Source organism: Kitasatospora sp. NPDC001175, from assembly GCF_053598215.1.
The window spans coordinates 1-8,912 of the sequence record NZ_JBSFJU010000135.1 but is presented as its reverse complement, the minus strand read 5'-3'; the positions used below and the strand labels follow the sequence as shown (position 1 = coordinate 8,912).

General features: G+C 74.1%; 2 protein-coding genes. Both read right to left on the bottom strand.

Annotated elements, in window-relative coordinates; all coding sequences use genetic code 11:
* On the bottom strand, positions 1-6,487 hold a 6,487-nt coding region (locus tag ACWDAK_RS39765; RefSeq protein ID WP_427396201.1), incomplete at its 3' end, for a type I polyketide synthase.
* Positions 6,488-6,562: 75 nt separating this feature from the next.
* A partial coding sequence (locus tag ACWDAK_RS39760) for an SDR family NAD(P)-dependent oxidoreductase (RefSeq protein ID WP_427396200.1) occupies positions 6,563-8,912 on the bottom strand: 2,350 nt, incomplete at its 5' end.

Below are 8,912 nucleotides of genomic sequence, written 5' to 3'. Positions count from 1 at the left end.
GGAAGTCAGGACGCACACCCCACGACTCCAGCAGCCGGAACAGCGCCACCTCCACCGCGAAGATCGCCGGCTGGGTGTACTCGGTCCGGTCCAGCCGCCCCTCGCCGTCCGCGACCAGCATCACCTCGCGCAGCGGACACTCCAGGTACCGGTCCAGCTCCGCGCACACGGCGTCCATCGCCTCCGCGAACGCCGGGTACGTCTCGTACAACTCAGCTCCCATGCCCTGCCGCTGACTGCCCTGACCGGTGAACAGGAAGGCGGACCTGCCGCCCGCGGCCGAGCCCTGGACCACGTTCGCACCGGGGTTTGCCGAGGCCAACCCCTGTACACCCCCCGCAAACCCCTCATCGTCGGCGGCCACCACCACTGCGCGGTGCTCCAGCGCCGAACGCGTCGTGGCCAGCGAGTACGCCAGGTCGAGCAGCCCGTGCGGGGTGCCGGCCTCGGCCTTCCAGGGGGCCAGTCGGCTCGCCTGCGCCCGCAGCGCCTCCTCGCTGCGGGCCGAAATCAGCAGCGGCAGGACGGTCCGGCCGGCGGGCCGACGCGGCTCGGTGGGCCGGGTGGGCGCCTGCTCCAGGACGACGTGGGCGTTGGTGCCGCTCATTCCGAAGGACGACACGCCGGACCGGCGCGGACGTCCGGTCTCCGGCCAGGCGGTGGCCTCGGTGAGCAGTTCGACCGCACCCGCGGACCAGTCGACCTGGGCGGACGGCTCGTCGATGTGCAGGCTCTGCGGGAGTACGCCGTGCTGCATGGCGAGCACCATCTTGATGACGCCCGCGACGCCGGCGGCCGCCTGGGTGTGGCCGATGTTCGACTTCACCGAACCGAGCCGGAGCGGACGGTCCTCAGGCCGGTCCTGGCCGTAGGTGGCGATCAGCGCCTGGGCCTCGATCGGATCGCCCAGTGCGGTGCCGGTGCCGTGTGCCTCGACCGCGTCGACCTGGTCGGCCGTCAGCCCGGCACTGGCCAGCGCCTGGCGGATCACACGCTGCTGGGACGGGCCGTTGGGGGCGGTGAGGCCGTTGGACGCGCCGTCCTGGTTGACGGCGCTGCCGCGCACGACGGCCAGCACCGGGTGCCCGTTGCGCTCGGCGTCGCAGAGCCGCTCCACCAGCAGCATGCCGACACCCTCACCCCAGCCGGTGCCGTCGGCGGCGGCGGCGAAGGGCTTGCAGCGGCCGTCCGCCGCGAGACCGCGCTGGCGGCTGAACTCGATGAAGGCGCCCGGCGTGGACATCACGGTGACACCGCCCGCCAGGGCCAGCGTGCACTCGCCGTTCCGCAGCGCCTGCACGGCGAGGTGCAGCGCGACCAGCGAGGAGGAGCAGGCGGTGTCCACGGTGACGGCCGGGCCCTCCAGCCCGAAGGTGTAGGAGAGGCGGCCCGACACCACGCTGGCCGCGGTCCCCGTGCCGAGCTGGCCCTCCAGTTCGTCCGGTGAGTTCGCCGCCAGGGTGAGGTAGTCCTGGCCGTTGGTGCCGACGAACACGCCGGCCTGGCTGCCGCGAAGGGCCTCCGGGTCGATGCCGGCCCGCTCGATGGCCTCCCAGGAGGTCTCCAGCAGCAGCCGCTGCTGCGGATCCATCGACAGGGCCTCGCGCGGCGAGATCCCGAAGAAGACCGGGTCGAACTCGGCCGCGTCGTGGAGGAATCCGCCCTCACGGGTGTAGGCGGTGTTGGCCTGCTCGGCGTCGCTGCTGTAGAGCGCCTCCAGGTCCCAGCCGCGGTCGGTCGGGAAGCCGGAGATCGCGTCCGTGCCCGTCGACAGCAGCTGCCACAGCTCCTCGGGCGTGGTGACCCCGCCCGGGAAGCGGCAGCTCATCGCGACGATCGCGATCGGCTCGTCCTCGGCACGATTGCCAGGTACCGGCAGCTCGGCCGCGGGCTCCTGACCGAAGAACTCCGTCCGCAGGTACTGGGACAGCGCGGTCGAGGTCGGGTAGTCGAACACCAGGGTGGTCGGGAGGCTCAGTCCGGTGACGGCGCCCAGCCGGTTGCGCAGTTCGACGGCGGTGAGCGAGTCGAAGCCCAGCTCGCGGAACGCCCGTCCCGCGTCCACCGCCTCGGGCGTGCCGTAGCCGAGGACGGCGGCGACCTCGGTGCGGACCAGGTTGAGCAGCACCGCGGCGCGGTCGGTCTCCGAGAGGCCGGCGAGGCGCTGCGCGAGGGGACTGCGCTCGGCGGACGCGTCGGAGGCCGGGGCGGCGAGGACTCGGCGGGCCTCGGGGATCTCGTCGAACAGGGTGGTGGCGCGGGGCGAGGCACCCGGGTCGGCCAGCAGCACCTCCCAGGCGATGTCGGCGACCGCGATCGCGGTGTCACCGTTCTCGAGTGCCTGCTGAAGGGCCGTGATCGCCGACTCGGCGGCCATCGGCGGGACGCCCTCGCGGCGCAGCCGCTCCTCGAGGGCGCGGTCGGCGGCCATGCCGCCCTGCGCCCACGGGCCCCAGGCGATGGAGGTGGCGGCGAGGCCGTCGGCCCGGCGCTGCTCGGCGAGGGCGTCCAGGAAGGCGTTGGCGGCGGCGTAGTTGCCCTGGCCCGCGTTGCCGATCGTGCCGGCGGTGGAGGAGAAGAGGACGAATGCGGAGAGGTCGAGCTCGGCGGTGAGTTCGTGCAGGTTGAGCGCCGCGTCCACCTTCGGACGGGCGACAGCGGCGAACCGCTCGGGCGTCAGGCTGTCCACCATGCCGTCGTCCAGCACGCCGGCGGTGTGGAACACGGCCGACACCTCGACGGACGCCAACAGTTCGGCCAGCGTGTCGCGGTCGGCCACGTCGCAGGCGGCCACCGTGACAGCAGCGCCCGACTCGGCCAGCTCGTCGCGCAGTTCGGCCGCACCGGGGGCGTCCAGGCCGCGGCGGCTGGTCAGCACCAGGTGCTCGGCACCGTTGCGCACCAGCCAGCGCGCGACCTCCGCGCCCAGGGCGCCGGTGCCACCGGTGACCAGGACGGGACCGGCCGGCTTCCAGTCGGCGGCGCCACCACGCGGGGCCCGTGCCAGGCGCCGGGCGTACACCCCCGAGGCGCGTACGGCGACCTGGTCCTCGGCCCCCGTGAGCACGTCGGCCAGTCGGCCGAGGGCGCGCTCGTCCAGCACCTCGGGCAGGTCGATCAGACCGCCCCAGCGCTCGGGGTGCTCCAGGGCCACCACCCGGCCCAGGCCCCAGGTCTGGGCCTGCGCCGGGCTGGTGAGCCGGTCACTGCGGCCGGTCGAGACCGCACCGCGCGTCACGCACCACAGCGGGGCGGCGATACCGGCGCCCCCCAGGGCCTGTACCAGGGTCGCGGTCGGCGCGGCGGTGCCGTGCTCGTCCAGGGTGAGCAGGGACAGCACGCCCGCGACCGCCGCACCGTCGGCGACGGCACCGCGCAGCTGCTCGGCCAGGGCGTCGCGACCGGCACCGGTCGGCTCGATTCGGCGGATCTCCGCACCGTGCTCGGTCAGCGTCCGGACCACGTCCGCCGCGACGGCGTCCTCGGCCGGTGCGACCACCAGCCACGTCCCCGAGGGCACGCCCGAGCCGGCGTCGGTGACCGGCTTCCAGGTCACCCGGTAGCGCCAGCCGTCCACCGTGGACTGCTGCCTGCTCTGCCGGCGCCAGGCCGAAAGGGCGGGCAGCAGCGCGCCCAGCTCGTCGCCGCCCTCGACCTGGAGGGTCTCGGCCAGGGCGTCCAGGTCCTCGCGCTCGACGGCCTCCCAGAAGCGGGCGTCCGCCTCGTCGGCCGGCGCGGCCGCGGCGGATCCGCTGCCCGACTCCAGCCAGTAGTGCCCCCGCTGGAAGGGGTAGGTCGGCAGGCCGACCCGGCTGGCGCCGCGGCCCGCGAAGAACGCCTCCCAGTCCAGGGCGGCACCGCGCGCATGCGCCTGGGCCAGGCCGATCGTCAGTGCCTCGGTCTCGGCGCGGCCGGCGCGCAGCAGCGGCACGAAAGCGGCGTCCTCGATCACGCACTCCTGGCCCATCGCGGAGAGCACCCCGTCCGGGCCCAACTCCACGTAGGTGCGGACGCCTTCGGCCTCCAGCGTGCGGATGGCGTCGTGGAAGCGGACCGCCTCGCGGACGTGGCGCACCCAGTACTCGGCGGTGCGGATCTCGTCCGTGATGTCACCGGTGAGCGTGGAGACGACCGGAATCTTCGGCTCACCGAAGGTCAGCCCCTCGGCGACGGTGCGGAACTCGGCGAGCATCGGCTCCATCAGCGGCGAGTGGAACGCGTGGCTGACGGTAAGCCGCTTGGTCTTGCGACCCTGGGCCTCCCAGTCCGCCGCCACCTCCAACACCGCGCGCTCGTCACCCGAAATCACCACCGAGGTGGGACCGTTGACCGCCGCGATCCCGAACTCCCCGGTCAGCAGCGGCCGCACCTCGCCCTCGCTCGCCTGGATCGCCACCATGGCGCCGCCGGTCGGCAGTTGCTGCATCAGCCGGCCGCGGGCGGCCACCAGCAGCGCGGCATCCTCCAGCGAGAGCACTCCGGTGACGTGCGCGGCCGCCAGCTCACCGATCGAGTGGCCCGCCAGGAAGTCGGGACGCAGCCCCCAGGACTCCACCAGGCGGAACAGTGCCACCTCGATGGCGAACAGCGCGGGCTGCGTGTATGCGGTCTGGTCCAGCTCCTCACCCGCGAACATCAGCTCGCGCAGCGGACGCTCCAGGTGCCGGTCCAGCTCGGTGCAGACGGCGTCCAGGGTGGTGGCGAACGGCGGGAAGGTCTCGTACAGCTCCCGGCCCATGCCGGCCCGCTGGCTGCCCTGGCCGGTGAACAGGAAGGCCAGCGCGCCGTCGGCGACCGAGTCCGCGACCACGTACTGCGGTGCGCTCTCGCCCGAGGCCAGCGCCTGGAGGCCGCTGCGGAAGTCGGCCGGCTCGGCGGCGACGACCGCCGCGCGCTGCGGCAGTGCCGAGCGGGTGGTGGCCAGGGAGTAGCCGACGTCGGCCGGGCGGAGCCCGGGGTCGGCGGTGAGGCGGTCCAGCAGCTGCCGGGCCTGGGCGCGCAACGCGTCGGCGCCCTTGGCGGAGAGGAACCACGGGACGAGCGCCGTGTTCACGGTGGCGGCGTCGGCGTCCGTCTCCTCGGTGTCGTCGGCCTCCGGGACCGGGGGCGCCTGCTCCAGGATGGTGTGGGCGTTGGTGCCGCTGACGCCGAAGGACGAGGTGGCGGCGCGGCGGGGCTCGCCGGTCTCCGGCCACGGCCGGGCATCGGTGAGCAGTTCGACCGCGCCGACCGACCAGTCCACGTGCGGCGAGGGCTCGTCCACGTGCAGGGTCTTCGGCAGCACACCGTGCTGGAGCGCCAGCACCATCTTGATCACACCGGCAACACCGGCGGCCGCCTGGGTGTGGCCGATGTTGGACTTCAGCGAGCCGAGCCACAGCGGCTTCTCCGCCGGGCGCTCCCGCCCGTAGGTGGCGAGCAGCGCCTGCGCCTCGATCGGGTCGCCGAGCACCGTGCCGGTGCCGTGTGCCTCGACCACGTCGATCTGATCCGCCGTCAGCCTGGCGTCGGCCAGCGCCTGCCGGATCACCCGCTGCTGGGAGGGGCCGTTGGGGGCGGTCAGGCCGTTGGAGGCGCCGTCCTGGTTCACCGCGCTGCCGCGCACCACCGCGAGCACGGGGTGCCCGTTGCGGCGGGCGTCCGACAGGCGCTCGACCAGCAGCACCGCCACGCCCTCGGACCAGCCGGTGCCGTCCGCCGCCGCGGCGAAGGACTTGCACCGGCCGTCGGCCGCCAGCCCGCGCTGGCGGCTGAACTCGACGAAGACGTCCGGGGTGGCCATCACGGTCACACCGCCGACCAGTGCCTTGGTGCAGTCGCCGCGCCGGAGCGCCTGGCAGGCCCAGTGCAGGGCGACCAGCGAGGAGGAGCAGGCGGTGTCCAGGGTTGCGGCCGGGCCCTCCAGGCCCAGGGTGTAGGCGATCCGGCCGGAGAGCACGCTGGTCGCGTTGCCGGTCAGCAGCCGGCCCTCGACGCCCTCCGGCACCTCCTTGAGCTCCGAGCCGTAGCCCTGGTAGCTGCCGCCCACGTAGACACCGGTACGGCTGCCGCGCAGGGTGGCCGGGTCGATGCCCGCCCGCTCGCACACCTCCCAGGAGGCTTCGAGCAGCAGACGCTGCTGCGGGTCCATGGCCAGTGCCTCACGCGGCGAGATCCCGAAGAACTCGGGGTCGAACTCGGCCGCGTCGTGCAGGAATCCGCCACCGTCGGCGTAGAAGGTGCCCTGGTGGTCCGGGTCCGGGTGGTACAGGCCCTCGATGTTCCAGCCGCGGTCGGTGGGGAACGGCGAGATGGCGTCGGCCCCGGTGGAGACCAGCTGCCACAGGTCCTCGGGCGAGCGCACACCGCCGGGGAGGCGGCAGCTCATCGCCACGATCGCGATCGGCTCCTGCTCGGCCTCCTCGACCTCGCGCAGTCGGCGGTTGGCCCGGCGCAGCTCGGTGGTCATCCACTTGAGGTGGTCGAGGAGCTTCTTTTCGTCTGCCATCAGTGGGCTGCCTTCCGGGAGGCCTGGTCAGGTGCGGTCGTCACGCTGGTCGCGTGGTGGGTTGCGGTCGTCACGTCAGGACCTGCCGAATTCCTTGTTGATGATGTCGAAGAGGTCGTCTGCCGAGACGTCGTCCAGCTCGTCGTCGTCCTCGGTGCCGTCGGCGGAGCCGTCGACCGCGTTCCACTTCGAGAGGAGGGCCTGGAGTCGGGCCGTGACGCGGGCGCGTTCGGCGTGGTCGGGAGAGAGGGCGGAGAGCTTGCGGTCCAGCTCGTCGAGTTCGGCGAGCACCGGCGCGGTGTCGGCGGGACCGTCCCCGACCAGCTCCGCCCGCAGGTGCTCGGCCAGGGCGGTCGGGTTCGGGTAGTCGAACACCAGGCTGGCCGGCAGGCGCAGTCCGGCGGCCGCGTTCAGGCGGTTGCGCAGCTCGACCGCGGTGAGCGAGTCGAAGCCCAGCTCGTTGAAGGCCCGGCCGGCCTCGACCGCCGCGGCCCCGGCGTAGCCGAGGACGGCGGCGACCTCGGTGCGCACCAGGTCGAGCAGCGTGCGTCCCTGGTCGGCGGCGGCCAGGCCGCGCAGCCGCTCCTGGAACGCCGCCGCCCGGTCCTCGGTGCCCGCCTCGGCCGTGGCCTCCGCGAGCGCCTCGCGGACCTCGGGGAGCTCGGTGATCAGCGGACGGGGCCGCGCGGCGGCGAACGCCGGCGCGAACAGCTCCCAGTCGACATCGGCAACGGTCAGCGCGGTGTCGCGGAGGTCGAGGGCCTGCTGGAGCGCGGTGATCCCGAGCTCCGGTGCCATCACCCGCAGACCGCGTCGCCGCAGCTGCTCGGCAGCCACGTCGTCGGCTGCCATACCGATCTCGCCCCACGGGCCCCAGGCCACCGAGGTGGCCGCCAGCCCGGCCGCGCGGCGCTGCTCGGCCAGCGCGTCGAGGAAGGCGTTGGCCGCCGCGTAGCCGGTCTGGCCGCCGCTGCCCCACACCCCTGCGATCGAGGAGAAGAGCACGAAGGCGTCAAGCTCGATGTCGCCGAGCGCGGCGTCCAGGTTGACCGCGCCGGAGACCTTGGCGTCCACGACCCGGGACAGCTCGGCCAGGTCGCTCTCCATCAGCGCGGTGTCCTGGGTGACGCCGGCCGCGTGCACCACCGCGCGCAGGGGGGTGGTCGGGTCGGTGGTGAGCCGCTTGACCAGCGTCTCCACCGCCGACCGGTCGGCCACGTCGCAGGCCTCCAGGGTGACCTGGACGCCCGACTCGACCAGTTCCGCGCGGAGTTCGGCCGCGCCCGGGGCGTCGGCGCCGCGGCGTCCGGTGAGCACCAGGTGCTCGGCACCGTTCCTGGCCAGCCAGCGCGCGACCTCGGCGCCCAGGGCACCGGTGCCACCCGTGATCAGGACGGTGCCGCGCGGCTTCCAGGCGGCGACGGCCGCCTGCGGCCTGGTGGCTCGGACCAGCCTGCGGACGAAGTGGCCGGAGCGGCGGAGTGCCAGCTGGTCCTCACCGTCGACTCCCGTGAGGGCACCGGTCAGGCGCGAGAGCACGCGCTCGTCCAGGGCCTCCGGGAGGTCGACCAGGCCGCCCCAGCGCTCGGGGTGCTCCAGGGCCACCGCTCGGCCCAGGCCCCAGGTCTGGGCCTGCGCCGGGCTGGTGAGCCGGTCACTGCGGCCGGTCGAGACCGCACCGCGCGTCACGCACCACAGCGGCGCTTCGGTCCCGGCGTCGCCCAGGGCCTGGGCGAGCAGCGCGGTCGCGGCGAGACCGGCCGACAGGGCCGGGTGCACCGGGTGCTCCTGCTCGTCCAGGGCCAGCAGCGACAGCACTCCGGTCGGCTCCGCCGTCTCCGCGTGCGCGGTGCGCAGGCTCTCGGCCAGTGCGTCACGGTCGCCGGCGGTGGTGTCGACGGTGATCCGTCGGAGCTCGACGCCGCTGTCGGCGAGAGTGCGGGCCACCTCGGACACCCAGCCGTCCTCGGCGTGCGTGGCCGGAACGGCCAGCAGCCAGGTGCCGGAGACGGTGGTGTGGTTCTCGGCGGCCGGCTTCCAGGTGACCTGGTAGCGCCAGCCGTCCACCACCGACTGCTCGCGCTGCTGGCGACGCCAGGCGGAGAGCACCGGCAGCACCGGCGACAGGGCGTTCAGCGGGGACTGCGCGTCCGTCGCGTCCAGGTCGAGGGTCGCGGCCAGGGCGGCGAGGTCCTCGCTCTCCACGGCCTCCCAGAACCGGGCGTCGGTCGAGTCCGGACCCGTGCCCGTGCCCGCCTGGTTGGTGGCGGCGGGCAGTGCCTCCGGCCAGTAGTGCTGGCGCTGGAAGGCGTAGGTCGGCAGGTCCACCAGGCGGGCGCCCTGGCCGGCGAAGACCGCCTGCCAGTCGACGCTCGCACCACGCACGTACGCCTGGGCGACGGCGGTGGTCAGCGTCTGCACCTCG